14 protein-coding genes are annotated in these 16445 nt (G+C 73.8%); 9 read left to right on the top strand and 5 right to left on the bottom strand.

The annotated features are described in order from the left end of the window. Positions 1-110 precede the first annotated feature (110 nt). The 5 genes from rodA to ACIBHX_RS25580 are packed head-to-tail and all read right to left on the bottom strand — an operon-like array spanning position 111 to position 5443. The gene (gene rodA, locus ACIBHX_RS25560) at positions 111-1307 is read right to left on the bottom strand and encodes a rod shape-determining protein RodA (protein ID WP_397069752.1); all 1197 of its coding nucleotides are present in this window, start codon (positions 1305-1307) and stop codon (positions 111-113) included. Further along, positions 1304-3043 carry a peptidoglycan D,D-transpeptidase FtsI family protein gene (locus tag ACIBHX_RS25565; RefSeq protein WP_397069753.1) on the bottom strand — a complete coding sequence of 580 codons (1740 nt, stop codon included), beginning with the start codon at positions 3041-3043 and terminating at the stop codon, positions 1304-1306. The genes rodA and ACIBHX_RS25565 overlap by 4 nt, the downstream gene beginning before the upstream one ends. After that, the gene (locus ACIBHX_RS25570) at positions 3036-3566 is read right to left on the bottom strand and encodes a rod shape-determining protein MreD (RefSeq protein ID WP_397069754.1); all 531 of its coding nucleotides are present in this window, start codon (positions 3564-3566) and stop codon (positions 3036-3038) included. Before ACIBHX_RS25570 ends, ACIBHX_RS25565 begins: the two co-directional genes overlap by 8 nt. Positions 3567-3569: 3 nt before the next feature. Further along, positions 3570-4280: a rod shape-determining protein MreC gene (mreC, locus tag ACIBHX_RS25575; protein ID WP_397069755.1), complete on the bottom strand. Its 711-nt coding sequence runs from the start codon at positions 4278-4280 to the stop codon at positions 3570-3572. After that, positions 4277-5443, bottom strand: a complete 1167-nt coding sequence (locus ACIBHX_RS25580) for a rod shape-determining protein (RefSeq protein ID WP_397069756.1) — start codon at positions 5441-5443, stop codon at positions 4277-4279. The genes mreC and ACIBHX_RS25580 overlap by 4 nt, the downstream gene beginning before the upstream one ends. Before the next feature lie 143 nt (positions 5444-5586). Here ACIBHX_RS25580 and ACIBHX_RS25585 point away from each other — a divergent pair, with 143 nt between their 5' ends. The 9 genes from ACIBHX_RS25585 to ACIBHX_RS25625 all read left to right on the top strand — a co-directional run bounded on the left by ACIBHX_RS25585 (position 5587) and on the right by ACIBHX_RS25625 (position 16444). Beyond that, positions 5587-6201, top strand: coding sequence for a TetR/AcrR family transcriptional regulator (locus ACIBHX_RS25585; RefSeq protein ID WP_397069757.1), 615 nt, complete (start codon positions 5587-5589; stop codon positions 6199-6201). Next, positions 6198-7511 carry an MFS transporter gene (locus tag ACIBHX_RS25590; protein ID WP_397069758.1) on the top strand — a complete coding sequence of 438 codons (1314 nt, stop codon included), beginning with the start codon at positions 6198-6200 and terminating at the stop codon, positions 7509-7511. Before ACIBHX_RS25585 ends, ACIBHX_RS25590 begins: the two co-directional genes overlap by 4 nt. Then, complete coding sequence (locus ACIBHX_RS25595; RefSeq protein ID WP_397069759.1) at positions 7498-8904, top strand: pyridoxal phosphate-dependent decarboxylase family protein; 1407 nt, start codon at positions 7498-7500, stop codon at positions 8902-8904. The genes ACIBHX_RS25590 and ACIBHX_RS25595 overlap by 14 nt, the downstream gene beginning before the upstream one ends. A gap of 23 nt (positions 8905-8927) precedes the next feature. Continuing rightward, positions 8928-9383 carry a hypothetical protein gene (locus ACIBHX_RS25600; RefSeq protein ID WP_397069760.1) on the top strand — a complete coding sequence of 152 codons (456 nt, stop codon included), beginning with the start codon at positions 8928-8930 and terminating at the stop codon, positions 9381-9383. Positions 9384-9416: 33 nt separating this feature from the next. Further along, on the top strand, positions 9417-10094 hold the full coding sequence (locus tag ACIBHX_RS25605) for an ASCH domain-containing protein (protein WP_397069761.1): 678 nt from the start codon (positions 9417-9419) through the stop codon (positions 10092-10094). Between the two features lie 129 nt (positions 10095-10223). After that, positions 10224-11591 carry a serine hydrolase domain-containing protein gene (locus tag ACIBHX_RS25610; protein ID WP_397069762.1) on the top strand — a complete coding sequence of 456 codons (1368 nt, stop codon included), beginning with the start codon at positions 10224-10226 and terminating at the stop codon, positions 11589-11591. 190 nt (positions 11592-11781) lie between these two features. Continuing rightward, positions 11782-12822 (top strand): Glu/Leu/Phe/Val dehydrogenase dimerization domain-containing protein, encoded by a 1041-nt coding sequence (locus tag ACIBHX_RS25615; protein WP_397069763.1) that lies wholly within the window; start codon positions 11782-11784, stop codon positions 12820-12822. Continuing rightward, positions 12819-14960, top strand: coding sequence for a serine hydrolase (locus ACIBHX_RS25620; protein WP_397069764.1), 2142 nt, complete (start codon positions 12819-12821; stop codon positions 14958-14960). The genes ACIBHX_RS25615 and ACIBHX_RS25620 overlap by 4 nt, the downstream gene beginning before the upstream one ends. After that, a complete protein-coding gene (locus ACIBHX_RS25625) occupies positions 14957-16444 on the top strand; it encodes an ABC transporter substrate-binding protein (protein ID WP_397069765.1) in 1488 nt (495 codons plus the stop codon). The genes ACIBHX_RS25620 and ACIBHX_RS25625 overlap by 4 nt, the downstream gene beginning before the upstream one ends. Position 16445 lies beyond the last annotated feature (1 nt).

A 16445-nucleotide genomic window follows, 5' to 3' on the forward strand; every position in this document is an offset into this window, starting at 1 on the left:
TCGGTCACCAATCTTGACTGTTGAAAGTTTAACCCCCTAAGCATGAGAGGCCCCGCGGTTATTCCGCGCCAGGGAAGTCAGCCGGGGAGGTGGACGGTCATGACGGGACCTTACGCCCTTCCTGTGCGGTGGATCGCCTGCAACAGCCCGACCGCCACCAGCCCGGTCACCGTCGCCGACCCGCCGTAGGAGACGAAGGGCAGCGGCACCCCGATCACCGGCACCAGCCCCACGGTCATGCCGACGTTCACGAACGTCTGGAAGGCGAGCCAGCACACCACCGCGCCCGCCACCACCGTCCCGTACGGCGAGCCGCTGCGCCGCCCGATCGCCAGCCCCCGCCACAGCAGCACGCAGATCAACGCCAGGATGGCCACCGCGCCCAGGAAGCCGAGCTCCTCGCCCGCCACGGTGAAGACGAAGTCGGTGTGCTGCTCAGGCACGAAGTGCCCGGCGGTCTGCTCGCCGTGGAACAGCCCCTTGCCCAGCAGCCCGCCCGACCCGATCGCGATGCGGGCCTGCGCGGCCGTGTAGCCCGCCCCGGCCGGGTCGGCACCCGGATCGGCCAGCACCAGCAGCCGCCGCAGCTGGTAGGGACGGACCAGCCCGAGCTGCCAGGCCGCCGCGCCCGCCGCCACTCCGGCCGCCACCAGCGCCAGTAGCCACCGCTTGGGCGCGCCCGACACCAGCAGCGCGCCCAGCACCATGGCGCAGAAGATCAGCATCGTGCCCAGGTCGGGCTGCAGCAGGATCAGCCCCATCGGTACCGCCGCCAGCACCAGCGCGAGCACCACGCCGCCGAAGCCGGGCCGCCGCTCGCCCTCGCGCAGCTCGCCGAGCGGCACGGCGAAGGCCAGCGCCAGCGCCAGCTTGGCCGGCTCGGACGGCTGCAGCCGCACCCCGGCGATCAGCGGGATCCACGAGTGCGCGCCGTTGACCCGCACGCCCAGCGGCGTCAGCACGGCCGCGAGTAGGACCACGGCGAGCACGTAGGCCACCGGCACGTAGGCGCGCAGCACCCGCAGGTCGCAGCGTGAGACCAGCCACATCAGCGCCAGCCCCACCGCCACGCTGCCGGCCTGCCGCAGCAGCAGTGACCGGTCCTGCTCCAGTCGCGTCGCCGACCACACCAGCACCAGTCCCACCCCGGACAGCGACACGGCCACCCCGGCCAGCACCCAGTCCGGCGCCCCGAGCACGGGCGTCCACGACAACCGCCGCCCCGCCTGCTGCCGGACGCTCGGCGGGCTCGCGGCCCGCCGCAGGGGTTCCGCGGACCGGGGCCAGGTGTCCGTCGTCCGCGTCATCGGGTCTCCCTGAGGCCGTCGATGCCCTCCCAGATCTGCCTGGCGGCCGGTGCCGCCCCCTGGGCGCCGCGCCCGCCCTCCGACAGCACCACGACCACGGTGTAGGCGGGATCGGGGGCGAAGGAGGCGAACCAGGAGGTGTCCCGGTGCCCGGCGGACTCCGCCGTGCCCGTCTTGCCCGCCACCGCGATCCGCCCGAAAGGGAACCCCTTGAAGGCGGCGGAAGCCGTACCCGAGCGGGGGACGTCTGACAGCGCGCCCCGGATGAAGGCGAGCGTGGCGGCCGAGGCGGGAAGGCGGCCCGTGACGGGCGGCACGATCGAGCGGACCGTCGTCCCGTCGGGCCGCACGACGCGTTCGCCGACGCGCGGCGCGTACAGCGTGCCGCCGTTGGCCAGCGCCGCGTACGCGCGCGCCAGCTGCAGCGGTGTCACCAGCACGCCGCCCTGCCCGATGGCGAAGTTGGCCGCGTCGCCCGGCCGCGCGCTCGCCGCCGGCACCGCGCCGACCGCCTCGCCCGGCAGGTCGATCCCGGTGCGCGCGCCGAACCCGAAGCCCGTCGCGGTCCTGCGCGGCACGTCCGAGCCCCGCCGCCACAGTTCGTCCGCGATCCGGTAGAAGACCGTGTCGCACGACTTCACCAGCGCCCCGCGCATCGTCATGGTGCCCAGGTCGGCCGAGCCGAAGTTGCGGAAGAGCCGGTCGCCCACGGTGTAGCCGCTCGGGCAGCCGTAGCGGGCGTCGAGCCGGTATCCGGCGTTCGCGGCCGCCGCCACGGAAGCGACCTTCCAGGTGGAGCCGGGCGCCCACTGGCCCTGCACGGCCCGCGACAGCAGCTGCAGCCCGGCGTACTGCCCGGCCGTCACTCCGCCCGTCCACACCGACGGGTCGTAACCCGGGTACCCGGCCAGCGCCGCCACCCGGCCGGTGGCCGACTCGAGCACAACGGCCGCGCCCGAGGTGCCGCCCGTGCGGGCCAGCGCCGTGGCCAGCGCCCGCTCGGCGATCACCTGGATACGCGCGTCGAGGCTGGTCACCAGGGAGTTCCCGGCGGTCGCCGGATCCTGCCCGACCACCCGGGTGACGTTTCCCGCGTTGTCCACGGCCACCACGCGGCGGCCCGGCCTTCCCGCCAGGTCGCGGTCGTAGACGGCCTCCAGCCCGTCGCGGCCCACGCCCGCCTGCAAGTACCCCAGTGTGTGCCCGGCCGCCCGGCCGTAGGGGTAGACCCGGATCGGGCGCAGCTCTGTGGTGACACCGGGGAAGTCGGCCTGCCGTTCGGTGATCTGCAGCGCGACCTGCACAGGCACCGCGTCGGCGACGGGGATCGGCTCGTACGGCGAGCCCGGCCAGCACGGGCGCGCCACCCCGGGACCGCACATCCTGATCTTCCCCGCCAGCCTCCCGTACGGCTGCCGCAGCGCCGCCGCCAGCCGCCCGAGCACGGCCCGGCCCCCGTCGGCCTGGTGCGCCAGCGCCACCCCGTCCACCGACACGACCGGCACGGTCCTGTTGGCCACCAGCGGCCTTCCCGCGGCGTCCAGGATCTGCCCGCGCAACGGAGCCAGCGCCACCGTCCGCACCGACACCCCGGCCGCCGCCCGCACGTACCGATCCCCGCTGACGACCTGCAGGAACCACAGCCGCCCGACCAGCGTGACCATCAACCCGACCACCACGACCCGCAGCACCCCCACCCCCCGCCCCGTCCGGGCGCCGCCCTCCCGCCTACGCACGGCGCGCCCCCACCGCGCGCCGGTACTCGCGCCAGGCGGTTCCCCGCGCATGCCAGGCGGGGTCGCGCCAGGCCGGGTCGCGCCAGGCCGGAGTATGGCGGCGGAGGCGGAGCGCGGCGCTCATCAGCGCGGCTCCGGCCACCGTCCAGGCCGACACCCAGGGCAGCCAGACACCGACCTCCGCCCAGGAGGCTTCACCGAGGAGCAGGGCGGCGCCCGCCTGGAGGACGAGCCCGGCGCACGCCCCCACAACAGGGACCAGCGCCGCGAAGCGTCCCGACCGTCCGGCGAGCAACCCCACGACGGCCAGCACGAGCGCGTCCCGCCCCACCGTGTGGTCCGCGGGCGGCACGAGGTCCACGGCCAGCCCGGCGACGAAACCGCCAGCGCACCCCCACAGCGCCCCGCGCGACAGCGCGACCCAGAGCACCCCGAGCAGGACCAGGTCGGGCCCACCCCACGGCAGCCCGTTGACCAGCATCACCTGGACCAGCGGCAGCACGGCCAGCACCACCAGCGCCATGGCTCACCCCACCACGGTCACCAGGTCCAGCGCCGACACCCGCGCCGCCGGACGCACCACCGCCTCGAGCACCGCCCCCGCCGGGTCCGAGGAGACCTCGACGACGCTGCCGATGAGCACCCCGGCACGGTACGGCCGGCCGCCCTCGGACCCGAGCGTCACCACCCGGTCCCCGGCCTTGACGGGCGCGTCGGGGCTGAACAGCCGCAGCCGCAGCCGCCCCTGGCCGGGCATCCCGTTCACCAGCCCAAGCTCGCCCGAGCCCGCCACCCGCGCGCCGACCGAGGAGCTGGCGTCGGTGATCAGCGCCACGGTCGCGCTCGACGGCCCGGCCCAGGTCACCTTCCCGACCAGCCCGTCGGCGTTCACCACGGTGACGTCCCGCGTGACCCCCTGGGCGGCGCCGGCGTCGATCGTCAGGCTCTGCCCCTGCCCGAATCCCACCACGTGGGCGGCGATCCCGGCGACCTTGCCGGTGGTCACGGGAGCCGAGGCGGTCAGCAGGCTCGCGCGCAGCCCGGCGTTCTCGCGCTCCAGCGCGTCCACGCGGTCGGTGCCCGTCCACAGGCGGGCCACGGAGCCGAGAGCGCGCTCGGCCGTGCCGTACACCAGGGAGCCGGCCGTGCGCAGCGGGGTGAGCGGCACCCAGTAGCGGTCCACGCCCACCAGCGCCGCCGCCAGCACCACCAGCACGAACGACAGCCAGGCCCTCATCGCCGCGACCACTCGGGCAGCAGCACGTCCTTCATCGCCTGGAAGCGCTCCACGCAGCGGCCCGCGCCCAGCGCCACCGAGTACAGCGGCCTGTCCACCACCCTGATCGGCATGCCGGTGGCCTCGCCCATCCGCTCGGCCAGCCCGCGCAGCAGCGCGCCGCCTCCGGTCAGCACGATGCCGTTGTCCAGCAGGTCACCCGCCAGCTCCGCCGGGCACTGGTCGAGCGTCGCCTGCACCGCGTCGATGATCGTCTGGACCGTGTCCTCGATGCCCTCGCTGATCTCCGCCACCGTGATCGTCGCGGTCTTCGGCAGCCCCGTCACCAGGTCGCGACCCCTGACGGACGCCGTCTCCGCGGGGTCCAGCGGCTCGGGCCGCGCGTCCCGCTTCGACTCGGCCTTCGGCCTGGCGCGGAAGGGGTTCCAGGAACGCGGGGCGGGATCGGGCTCGCACCCGTCGGCCAGGTCGACGTTCGCCGTGAGGACGATCCGGTGACGGCCGCGCGGCTCGGACTCCGATGCGGGCGCGGCCGGCTTGGCCATACCCAGGCCGATCTTGATCCGCTCCGCCGTACGCTCGCCGAGCAGCAGCGCGTGCTCCTTCTTGACGTAGGAGATGATCGCCTCGTCCAGCTCGTCGCCGCCGACCCGCAGCGACTTGGAGACCACCACGCCGCTCAGCGAGACGATCGCCACCTCGGTGGTGCCGCCGCCGATGTCGACGACCATGTTGCCGGACGCCTCGCCCACCTTCAGCCCGGCGCCGATCGCCGCCGCCATCGGCTCCTCGACGATGTGCACCCGCCGGGCGCCCGCCTCGTAGGCGGCCTCCTTGACGGCCCGCTGCTCGATCGAGGTGGTCCCGCTCGGCACCGCGACGACGATCCGCGGCTTGGCCAGGAAGCGGTGCGGGTGCGCCCGCTGGATGAAGATCCGCAGCATCCGCTCGGCCGCCTCCAGATCGGCGATCACGCCGTCCTTGAGCGGGCGGATGGTCGCGATGTGCGGGGGAGTGCGGCCCATCATCCGCTTGGCGGCCTTGCCGACGGCCACCACGTGGTTCCTGGGCAGGTTGATCGCGATCACGGAGGGCTCGTTCAGCACGATGCCCTTCCTGCGTACGTACACGAGCGTGTTCGCGGTCCCTAAGTCGACCGCCATGTCATGACCGAGGAGGAGTCCCATCGCCGCCGCCCTTCGAAGAGCCCGCCTCCGCGCTGCCCTCAGGACGCGGTCGCAAACGTACGCAGGTATTTCCCGCTAAGCCTCTTCCATCAAGCGATTGATTGGATAGCGTGTCCCGCATGACCCAGGTCGAGGTGATCCTCAAGGCCGCGACCCAGCTGTTCGCGGCGCTCGGCTACGACGGGACCTCCACCCGGCAGATCGCCGACGCCGCGGGGCTGAACATCGCGACCGTCAGCTACCACGTAGGCGGCAAGCGCGAGCTCTACCTCGCCGTGATCGAACGCGCGCACCAGGCCGAGCGGGCCGCGCTCGAGGCGTCGCTGGTCCGCTTCCCCGGTGCGGAGCCGGCCGTGGCGATCCACCGGCTGATCGACGACTACCTGGACTTCTGCGTGGAGCGCCCCGAGGTGCCCGCGCTGTGGATGCACCGGTGGCTGTCGGACGCCGGCGATCTGACCGAGCTGGAGAAGGAGTACGTCCAGCCGCTCGTGGCGGCCGTCGCGACCGCACTCGAGCCCGCGGTCGGGGCCGGGGCGTTCGACCCGGACGTGGACCTGGAGTACGCGATCTGGACCGTCATCTGGTGCGTGCACGGCTTCACCAAGGGTGGCGTGCTCGACGCCGAGGGCCGCCGCAGGGCCGGGGGAGACCGGGCGGCGCTGCGCCGCTTCCGCGCCCACCTGCACCTGACCATGCACCGCGCGCTCGGACTGCCCGGCCAGGCGCCATGAACGCCGGACGGCTGCTGGGCTACGGGATCGGTTCCGTCGGCACCGGGGTGTTCTCCGCCGTGCCCGGGCTGCTGCTGCTGTACTACCTGACCGACACGCTGGGCGTGCCCGCGGCGCTGGCGGGCGGGGTGCTGGTGGCGCCGAAGATCTGGGACGTGCTGGTCAACCCGTTGGTGGGCGCCGCCAGCGACCGCGAGGCCGTCAGGACAGGGCGGCGGACCCGGCTGCTGCTCGCCGGATCCCTGACCCTGCCCGTGGGGTTCGCGCTGATGTTCGCCGTGCCCGGTGAGGTGCCCGGGGCGGTGTGGGCCGGGGGCGCGTTCCTGGCGGCGGCGACGGCCTTCGCCTGCTTCCAGGTGCCCTATGTCGCCTTACCTGCGGAGATGTCGTCCAGCGGCGACGAGCGGACCCGGATCATGTCGTGGCGGGTCGTCTGCCTGACCGTCGGCATCCTCGTCGCGGGCGGCCTGGCGCCGTTCGTGGTGCGGTCGGCCGGCGGCGGCAGGCCCGGATACGCCGTGATGGGCGTGACGATCGGCGCTGTCATGGCCGCCGCGCTGCTGACCGCCACGCTGGCCACCCGATGGGTGCGCTCCAGCCCGGGGCCGCACCAGCTCGGGCCGGTCGCCGCCTTCCGGCTGGCGCGTGGCAACCGCCCGTTCTTCGCGCTGCTCGCCGCCTTCGTCACGCAGGCGCTCGGGGTGGCCGTCATGCTGGCCGGCGCGCCGTACATCGCCTCCTACCGGCTCGGCGACTACGGGCTGACCTCGGTGATGTTCGTCTGCCTGGTCGGGCCCAGCATGCTCGCGGTGCCCGGGTGGGCGCGCCTGGCACGCGCCTACGGCCACGTGCGCTGCTACCTGGTCGGCACCGCCGGGTTCGGGCTGGTGGCGCTCGGCCTGGTGCCCGCGATCGCGGCCGGATCCCTGGCCGCCACGCTCACGCTCACCGCGCTGGCCGGGGTCTGCTACGCCGCGCTGCAGCTGCTGCCCCTGGCCCTGCTGCCCGACACCGTGCACGCCGACACGCCGCGCACCGGCCACGCCCAGGCGGGCGCCTTCACCGGGCTGTGGACCGCGGGCGAGACGGCCGGACTGGCGCTCGGGCCAGGCCTGTTCGCGCTGGTGCTGGCCGTTTCCGGCTTCGCCTCCGCGCCGGTCGAGTCGCCCGTCGCCCAGCCGCCCTCCGCACTGACCGGCCTGCTGCTCGGCTTCACCGTCCTGCCCGCGCTGCTCATGCTGCTCAGCCTCCCGCTCATCACCTGGTACGGCAGGCTCGCCGTACGGAAGGAGACCCGTGAACCTGCCTGAGACCGGACGCAGCGTCGAGGAACTGCTGGCCGAGGTCACCCGGCTCAAGGAGCACGACCTGCCGGTACGCGGCGGCAAGGTCACCGCCTACGTCTACGACACGGGACGGGCCGCGGTGCACGAGGCGGCCGCCCGGGTCTACCTGGAGATGCTGGAGGTCAACAGCCTCGACCCGACCGCGTTCCCGAGCATCGTGGAGATGGAACGGCAGGTCGTCGGCGCCGTCGCGGATCAGCTCGGCGGCGGGCACGGCATCTTCACCAGCGGCGGCACCGAGTCGATCATGCTGGCCGTGAAGGCGGCCCGCGACCTGATGGGGCGCTCCCGGCCGAACATGGTGCTGCCGGTGACCGCCCATCCCGCCTTCCACAAGGCCGCGCACTACCTAGGCGTCGAGGTGCGGCCCGTGCCCGTGGACCTGGAGACGTTCCGCGCCACGGCCGGCGGGCTGCCGATCGACCAGGACACGGTGCTGGTCGTGGCGTCCGCGCCCTCCTACCCGCAGGGCGTGGTCGACCCGGTCGAGGAGATCGCCGCCGTGGCCGCGGCGGCGGGCGTGCCGTGCCACGTCGACGCGTGCGTGGGCGGCTGGCTGCTGCCCTGGCTGCGGGAGGCGGGCGCCAAGGTGCCCGCCTTCGACCTGTCCGTGCCCGGGGTGACCTCGATCTCGTGCGATCTGCACAAGTACGGCTACGCGCCCAAGGGGGCCTCGGTCGTGCTGTTCAAGGACCCGGCCATGCGCCGCAGGGCGTACTTCGCCTCGGCCGCGTGGCCCGGATACACGGTGATCAACACGACCGTGCAGAGCTCGCGCTCGGCCGGGCCCCTGGGCGGGGCCTGGGCGACACTTCAGGCCCTGGGCCGTGACGGGTATCTGGAGCTGGGGCGGACCACGTGGGAGGCGGTCAAGCGGCTCAGGTCCGGCATTTCCGAAATTTCGGGACTGCGGGTGCTCGGGGAGCCGGAGTCGGCTCTGGTGGCCTTCACCGGCGAGGACGTGTTCACGCTGGCCGACGAGGCGCGGGCGCGGGGCTGGTTCCTGCAGCCCCAGCTGTCCTTCGCCGGGATCCCCGCCAACCTGCACATCACGGTCACCGGGGTGACTCTGGCCGGGGTCGAGGCCATGCTCGAGGTCATCGCCGAGTCCGCGGCGGCGGCCCGGCGGCGCGGCCCCGCCGTACTGCCGGAAGGGCTGGTCGAGCTCGTGGTGGGGATGGATCTCGAGGCGCTGGACGACGCCGCGTTCGCCGAGCTGGCCGCGGCGGTCGGCGCCGACCTGCGGCCGGGAGCGGGGCAGCCCGAGCTGGCCGTGGTCAACGCCATCCTGGACGCGCTGCCCGTGGCTCACCGGGAGGCCGTGCTGGTGCGGTTCCTGTCGCTCATCTACGCGTGAGGGCGGCGTGGTTGACTGGGCGCATGGCGGCCACCCACGAACTGCTGCGCAGGCTCGATCCGCTCGTCGGCAACTGGGAGATGGTGCCGGCCGTCGACGGGGAGGCCAGCGGGCGCGGCTGGACCAGGTTCGACTGGATCGAGGACGGGGCGTTCCTGCGGCAGACCGCCGACGCCGACCTGTCGAGTGCGCCGCCCGGATGGGCGGCGAACTCGCCGTTCCCCACCATCTCGATCATCGGCGTGGACGACTCGTTCGGGAACTACCGGTTCCTGTACTCCGACGCCCGCGGCGTCTTCCGGGTGTATGACATGACCCTCGACGAGGGCGTGTGGACGCTGCGCCGCGGCGCGCCCGGCTTCTTCCAGCGCTTCACAGCCACGGTCGAGCCCACCACGATCACCGGCCGCTGGGAGCGGGCCACCGACGGCACCGACTGGGCCTACGACTTCGACATCCGCTACACCAAGATCACCTGACCCGGCGCGCCGTACTCAGGGAGAATCTTCGGCATGACCGGATATGACGTTGGGCAGCGTGCCCTGGTGGTGAACGTCCCCGATGCGGTGGTACTGCGGCGCGAGGCCGGCGGGGTGGGTGAGCTGCGCGAGACGCTCGCCGGATGGCGACCGTTCGACCTGGCGGAGGGCCGGTTGCGGGAGCTGGCCGAGGCCGTGGGCGGCGAGCTCACCGAGGCGCCGCCCACCGCGAAGTGGCTGGTGTCGGGGGTGATCCTGGCGACCTTCGACGGCGGGGGATGGCGGGCGGAGGAGTTCCTCCCGCTGGGCGAGCCGCCCGCCGCCGAGTTCGCCTTCCCGGGGCCGCTGCGCGACCAGCTGGTCGCGGCGATACTCAGCGGCGAGAAGACCACGACCACCGGGCTGCTGGCCGACTACGAGTACGCCGGCGACCCGCTCCCGGTGCCGGGCAGGTGGGGCGCGGTCGTCGACTCCGGCGAGCGCCCGGTCGCGCTGATCGAGACGGTCGAGGTGCGTGTCGTGCCGGTCAAGGAGATCGATCGGGAGTTCGCCATCGCGGAGGGCGAGGGCTACACCACGGTCGCCGAGTGGCGGGCCACCCATGAGCGCTTCTGGCACAGCCCCGAGATGATCGCCGCGCTCGGCGGCCAGGACCCCGTGATCGACGACGACACCCTGGTCGTCGCGGAACGCTTCCGCCTCCTGCGCTGAACCCGCGGCGGTAGGTCAGCGGGGACGACTCTGGCCGGCGATTCTCTCGCGACGCCACGAGGAACCGGCCGCCTCCCCGGTGGAGGCTCCTGCCATCGAAATCGATCGATGACGACGGAAGGAGCCTCCATGTCCCTCGACGAACGGTACTGGCAGGAACGGCTCGACCACCTGGCGGCCGAGCACGGCGTGCCCGGCGCCGCGCTGGCCGTGCACCACCGCGGGCAGGCGCTGTCCGTCGCGACCGGCGTCCTGCACCTGGACACCGGCGTGACGGCGACCCCCGACTCGGTCTTCCAGCTGGGCTCGGTGGGCAAGGCGTACACCGCGGCCCTCATCCTGCGGCTGGCCGACCAGGGTCTGCTCGATCTCGACGAGCCCGTGCTGTCCTACCTGCCCGGCCTCCACCTGGCCGACCCGGACGTGACCGAGCGGTTGACGCTGCGCCACCTGCTGAGCCACACCTCGGGCATCGACGGCGACCACTTCCTGGACACCGGCAGGGGCGACGAGGCGCTCGAGCGGTACGTGGCGTCCTGCGCCGGCCTGCGGCAGACCCAGCCGATGGGGGCGATCATGTCGTACTGCAACAGCGGCTACTCCATCGCCGGCCGGGTGGCGGAAGCGGTCACCGGCGCCACGTTCGACGCCGCCCTCAAGCGACTCCTGTTCGATCCGCTGGGCGTCGAGCACACGGCGAGCCTGCCGGAGGACGTGCTGCGCCACCGGGCCGCCTACGGTCACGTCCCCGGGCCGGACGGCATCGCGGTCCCCGCGCCGCGCTGGGAGCACCGGCGCTCGATGACTCCGGCAGGCGGCCTGGCCGCCAGCGCGCCGGACGTGGTCACCTTCGCCAGGATGCTGTCGGCCGACGGCATGTCGCCGCTGACGGGCGAGCGGATCCTGTCCGCGGACAGCGCGCGCCTGATGCGCACGCCCCAGGTCGCCGTGCCCGACACCTCGCTGGCCCACCACTGGGGCCTGGGGCTGATGCTGGCCGATTGGGACGGCCTGGCCGTGGCCGGCCACGACGGCAGCAACGTCGGCCAGGGCAGCATGATGCGCTTCGCCCCGGACGCCGACCTCGCCGTGGCGCTCGTGGCCAATGGCGGCCACTTCGGCAAGGTCGGCGACACCCTGCTCGCCGAGCTGTTCTCCCAGCTGGCGGGCGTCAGCGCCCCGGCGGGACCGCGGCCGTCCGGCGGTCCGCTGCCCGCCGGCGCGCACGAGTGGCTCGGCAGATACGACAGCGCCAACGTGGCCATGATCGTGGAACCCGGCGACGACCGGCGGTTCAGCCTCACCCTGGACCTGGGCAGCCTGGCCGCGGAGAACCTGGGCGGGACGACCTTCACCGGGCCCCTGCTCCACTCGGCGGGCGACGTCTACGTCGCCGACCACCTCGGCGCGGGCGACTGGCAGGCGGTCGTGTTCGTCCGGCTCGCCGACGGCAGCCGGTACCTGCACTGCAACGGGCGGGCCCTGCGCGCCGGATGACACCAGGCGCCGCAGCAGGAAGGGCCGCTCACCAGAGCTGGCTCGCGCACGGTCATGAGCAGGCAGTCTTCGCGCCCGGCCGGGAACGGCACCTCGTGCGCGCCGACGAATCCGCCCGCCGAGCTTCGTACCGCCGGGACAGGATTCGCCGCACGCCCGCCGTCCAGGCTGGCCCGCGGAGGTGAGGCCGGTGACAGCACTGGAACACGAGCGGGTGGTCGCCGCGACAGGGCCACGATCGGGCGTGACGATCATCGTGGCGGTTCACTCGACCGCGCTCGGGACGGCCGCCGGCGGGTGCAGGCTGTGGCACTACCCGGACTGGCGTGCGGGCATGGAGGACGCGCTGCGACTGTCGCGGGCGATGACCTGGAAGGCGGCGCTGGCGGGGCTCGACCTCGGCGGCGGCAAGGCCGTCATCGCCCTCACCGAGGGCCAGGAGCTCACGCCCGAGGCCCGGCGCGCGGCGCTGCTCGACCTGGGCGACGTCGTGGAGTCGCTCGGCGGCCGCTATCGGACGGGCGAGGACGCCGGGACCACGGCCGAGGACATGCTCGTGGTCAGGGAACGCACCCGCCACGTCTTCTGCCTGCCCGCCTCGCACGGCGGCAGCGGGGAACCGGCCGGACCCACGGCCGCCGGCGCGCACGCCGCCATCCGCGTGACGCTCGAAAGGCTGTACGGCACGCCTGCCCCGGCCGGCCGCCGCATCGTGATCCTGGGCCTCGGCCAGGTCGGCGGCAGGCTCGCCGACCGGCTCGCAGCCGAGGGCGCCTCCCTGGTGGTCAGCGACGTCGACCCCGCCAAACGCGAGCCGGCGCGCGATCTCGGCGCCCACTGGGCGGAACCCGGCGACGCCCTAACCACCGAGGCGGACCTCCTCGTGCCCGCCGCCGTCGGCACCCTGGTCACCAGGGACAACCTGACGTCGCTGCGGTGCGCGGCCATCGTCGGACCCGCCAACGACCAGCTCGCCGGCGACGACGTGGCCGGCCTGCTCGCCGCGCGCGGGATCGTCTGGGCGCCCGACTTCCTGGTCGGGGCGGGCGGCCTCATCCACGCGGCGATGGCGGATCTGATGGGCGCCGCACGCGATCAGGTGATGGACCGCGTCCTCGGCATCGGCGACCGGCTGCGTGAGGTCTACGCCACCGCCGACGCGCACGGCCTCACCCCGCTGGCCGCCGCACGGCAAATCGCCGGACACCGCCTCGACGGAGTGATCTCGTGACCGCCATCAGCGAACCCCAGCCCGCGCCCGGCGGGCGGATCGCCGCCTACGTCGCCGACCTCGGCGAATACCGCACGGCCATCTGGCTGATCGACACCGGGACCGGCGAGCGGCGCCCGCTCACGGCCGGACCGGACGACACCGACCCGTGCTGGTCACCCGACGGGAGCAGGGTGGCCTTCCTCCGCGAGGGCCGGCTCCACGTCGTCCCGGCCGCCGGGGGCCTGGCACAGCCGCTCGCCGCCCTCGCGGGCGACCTCGTCCCGCTGGACTGGTCGCCGGACGGCGAGTGGGTGGCCGTACTGGCGGGAGAGGACGGCACCGACGAACAGCACCTGTTCCTGATGCCCGCCTCGGGAGGTCCGGTACGCCAGCTGACCGCGGGCGGCTTCCGCGTCCACTCCGCGGCGTGGTCGCCCGGCGGCGACGAGCTGGTCTACTCGGTCGCCGGGCAGGCCTTCGCCGTGCCCGCCTCGGGAGGCCCGCCGTACGGGCGCGGCCCCGACGGCACGCTGACCCGCCGCTGGGTCTGGCACGGCAAGCGGCGGGGACCGCTCCTGGTGGACGTCCACGACGGCCCGCGCGACCCCGTCCCGCGCCCCTACCAGCGGGCGCTGCTCGCGGCGGGATGGACGGTGCTGCTCGTCGGATCCGGCGAGCCGGACGTCCGCTCCGCGGTCGACGCGCTGGTCGAGGAAGAGCCCGGGACAGTCTTCGTGCACGGCCGCGCACCCGGCTATCCGGGCGCCGCACGGTTCACCCCCGGCAAGGACGCGCCGCGCCTCGAGGAGTGGGCCAGGCGACGCGCCCGGCCGCTGCCAGGGCTGACGTCCTACCTCCGGCACCTGACAGCCCAGTACGGCGTGCCGGGCGTGAGCGTCGGCGTGCTCCACGACGACGAGATCACCACCTACGTCGCGGGGGTCGCGAACCTGGACACCGGAATCGAGGTCACCGACGACACCGTCTTCCAGATCGGCTCCAACACCAAGCTCCTCACCGCCGAGCTGATCATGCAGCTGGCCGGCGAGGGACGCCTCGAGCTCGACGAGCCCGTCACCCGCCACCTGCCGGAGTTCCGGCTGCGCGACGCGGACGCCGGCACGGTGACCATCCGGCACCTGCTGTGCCACCGGGGCGGCTTCCTCGGCGACTTCCCCGGCGAGGGCGATCTCGGCTGGGGAGAGGACAACCTCGCCCGCTACGTCGCCCAGCTCGCCGGCGTCGCGCAGCTCCACCCGGTGGGCGAGCTGTGGTCGTACTCCAACAGCGGCATGGTCGTGCTCGGCCACGTCGTCGAACACCTCACCGGCCTGCCGTACGACAGGGCCGTCAGGGAGCGGATCGCCGAGCCGATCGGCGCGGCGAGCATCCTGTTCCGCCCCGAGGAGATCATCAAGCGGCGCGCGGCCGTCGGACACGTGCCCGATCCGGACACGGGCCGGATCGGCGTCGCGCGCCACTACCTGGAGCAGCCGTGGTGCGCGCCGTCCGGCTCGATCACCGTCTCGACGGCCGAGGACGTGCTGCGGTTCGTCCGCCACCATCTCGGCGACCCGGAACGGGCCGCGCTGATGCACGAGCAGCAGGTGGCCATCCCGCCCATGGCCGGCACCCACGGCTGGGGCCTGGGCTGGGCGCTGCGCACGCTCACCGACGGCCGCGCCGCCGTCGGGCACGGCGGCGCCACGATCGGCCAGCTGTCGGCCCTGGACGTGGTGCCCGAGGCGGGCGTGGCCGTGGTGGTGCTGACCAACGCGCCCGGCGGCGCCGCGCTCGGTCAGCGCGTGACCGACCACGTGCTGCGAGAGCTGACAGGCGCCGCCGTGGCCGACCCCGTCACCAGGCCGGGGGAGCCTCCCCGCCTGGATCTGACCCGCTACGCGGGCCGCTACGACGGCGTCCTCCACACGCTGGAGGTGACCGCGGACGGCGACGGGCTGGCCGCCACGCTCCAGACAGACCTGAGCGAGGACCCGCCGCCGCCACCGCGGCCCCTGCGACTGATCCCGGTCAGCGAAAGGACGTTCACCGTGTCCGGCACCACCCAGTACGTGCACTTCCTCGAGCCAGGCCAGGACGGGCGGCCCGCCTACGCCTCGGTGCTCGGCCGCATCCTTCCCAGGAGCGCGCGATGAGGCGCCACCTGGCCGCGGTCGCGGTCGTCTCGCTGGCCGCCGCCTGCGGCACCGCGGGCGGACCCACCAGCACCAGCACCTTCACCATGGCCATCGCCGCCGACCCCGACAGCCTGCACCCGCTGGCCAGCGCCTCGGCCTACACCCACGCCATCGGCCGCTTCCTGTACGACCCGCTCGTCCACCTTCGGTCAGATGGGACGATCACCTCAGGACTGGCCACCGCGTGGAAGCAGCACCGCGACGGCGTGACGTTCACCCTCGCTCCGGGGATCACCTGCGCGGACGGGACACCGCTGAAGGCCTCCGACGCCGCCGCGAGCTTCGCCTTCGTCACCGATCCGGGCAACGGCTCCCAACTGCTCGGCGGCACCGTTCCCGCCGGGCTGAAGGCCACCGCCGACGACGCGAAGAACACCCTCACGCTCACGGTCGCCAAGCCGGACCCGTTCCTGCTCCGCAAGACCACCGACGTCCTCATCGTCTGCCCGCGCGGTCTGCGCGACCCCGCCGCGCTCAAACGCCAGGCCGACGGCACCGGCCCCTACCGGCTCACAGAAGCGGTCGCCGACGACCACTACACCCTGGTCAAACGCACCGGCTACCGCTGGGGACCCGGCGGGACGACGGGCGCCCAACCCGACATGGTCGTGCTCAAGGTCGTCAAGAACGAGACCACCGCCGCGAGCCTCCTGCTCGGCGGGCAGGTCAACGCCGCCACGGTCAGGGGCGCGGACCGTCAGCGGCTGTCCTCGGCGAAGCTGTTCACCAGGCAGGCACGAGCGGTCGTGGGCGAACTGTTCTTCAACCAGGCCGCCGGGCGGCCGGGTGCGGACGAGCGGGTCAGGCGCGCCCTGGTCGCCGCCCTCGACCTGCCCGAGCTGGCCAAGGCACTCACCGGCGGCACAGGCCTGCCCTCGCGGAGCCTGGTGACGGTGGAGCCCAAGGCGTGCTCGGGCGACAGCGTCACGGGCAACCTGCCCGCGCACGACACAGGTCCAGCCGAACAGCTCGGCCGGCCGTTGAAGCTCACCCTCGTCTACACCTCCGAGCTGGGTCCCAGGGCCACCGCGACGGCCGAGCTGATGGCGCAGCGGCTGCGGCCCTTCGGCGTCGAGCTGGCGGTGAAGCAGGTGGTGCGCGGCGAGTTCGCGCAGATCGTGTTCGGCACCGGCGAGTGGGACCTGACCCTGCTGCCGCTGGGGGCGTCGCTGCCCAGCGACCTCGTCCCGTTCGTGTCGGGGCCGACGCCGCCCAAGGGTTCCAACTTCGCGCACATCGCCAACCCCACCTACGACGCGAACGTCGCCAGGGCCGCCGCCGCAGGCTGCCCCGCCTGGCTGGCCGCCGAGAGCGCGCTCGTCAAGCGGCTCGACGTGGTGCCGTTCGCCGACGACACCATCCCGATCTTCGCCAACGGCGCCACGTTCGACGTGGTCGCCGGCGAGGTGCTCCCGCAGTCCATCCGCATGACCGGCAGGTAGC

Source organism: Nonomuraea sp. NPDC050536, from assembly GCF_044457685.1.
Taxonomy (GTDB): domain Bacteria; phylum Actinomycetota; class Actinomycetes; order Streptosporangiales; family Streptosporangiaceae; genus Nonomuraea.